Genomic DNA, 1,209 nt, shown 5'->3' on the forward strand with positions numbered 1-1,209 from the left:
CTCCGGTATATTCGCGTCGATATAGGCGCGCACTTTATCGCTAAAGGATATCTGCTCGCTTCGGTTGATCAGCGCCCGGCTGAGCTTCTCTTCAAGTAATCTATATAGCCCAAAATTCGGGTTGTGGGTCGGCTTTTCTAGCTCTTCTGCTGGTAGCAATATGCTGTATGTGCTTGCGTTAAACGTAGGCGGACAGCCAAATATCCGCTGATAGTGACGCACAGGCGCAATAGGGCAGTGTCTTAATGAAACGCGTTTAATGTTCAGTGGATAGGCATCTGCCGTCTGCGTACAGAGCTTGGCAAATCGAATACAGGCCGCTAGCTCTAGCTCAATTAATGGGTGAAACGCGGGTGCATCAGAAATGCAGTCCACGCTGTAGGTGTAACCTTCTGGAGATTGCTCAAGCTTTGTGGGCATTCCTTTAACAACTAAATTTCGAAAAGTAATTGTGGTTTTAACCGCACCCAGAATTTTCGTACTGGCCAAGAGATTTTGCCTGACGTGCTACTGCGCGCAGTGTTTGCAAAGTATGTCTTAATTGAAAATGCGGGAACTATTGAGCGTTTGAGTCTTTCTGGCTCGTCAGAGGATCGTGAAGACTATGTCGACGTTCAAGAGGCCGATTATATCAGCGAGATAGAAAAAGCAGCGCTTGCTTCAGGTAATGTGCTGGATACTGACGAGCTGCCTCCGGCAGGGCTTGAGTATCAGTATCGGGGTGTTGTCGCGCCGGAAGGCGAGCGGCCATTAAGCCGAGAATGGGTTGACGAGCAACTTGAAAATCAATCAGCACTTAGAGCGTTCTTTCAACCGGCTGAGCTAGAGGTCGAGGGTGTTCGCATTATGCGTTTGGAGGGTGTTGCAGACAACGAGTTCTACACAACGCTTGGTTTGCAAGAGAATGATGTCATTATGCGCGTGAACGGTGAATGGTTGCATGAGCAGCAAAACACACTGTTCTCAACACTTGAAGAAGGTAACGAGCTATCTCTTGTCTTGATGCGAAAAGGCTTGCCTGTTCATTACGCCTATCGTGTTAACTAGGAAGTATCGCTTTTAACGTATCGTCGTTATTACACGTCTTTAAAGCGTGTGCCCGCTCTGCTCAAAATAAAAAGCCCGCTGTCGAGGCCTATTCGACAGCGGGCATATAAAAGGTAACGCTAATAATATGTGTTCCTGAAAATGTTCAAAGACTGTAGAGGA

Annotated in this window: 2 protein-coding genes; one reads left to right on the forward strand and one right to left on the reverse strand. The window is 47.4% G+C overall.

The genetic code is table 11. The annotated features are described in order from the left end of the window. On the reverse strand, positions 1–489 hold a 489-nt coding region (locus A3750_RS16830; protein WP_231871857.1), incomplete at its 3' end, for an AraC family transcriptional regulator ligand-binding domain-containing protein. 6 nt (positions 490–495) lie between these two features. On the opposite strand from A3750_RS16830, the gene A3750_RS16835 reads away from it, so the two are divergent. Then, positions 496–1,047 carry a hypothetical protein gene (locus A3750_RS16835; RefSeq protein WP_156492246.1) on the forward strand — a complete coding sequence of 184 codons (552 nt, stop codon included), beginning with the start codon at positions 496–498 and terminating at the stop codon, positions 1,045–1,047. Positions 1,048–1,209 lie beyond the last annotated feature (162 nt).

It is taken from the genome of Oleiphilus sp. HI0079 (assembly GCF_001635105.1).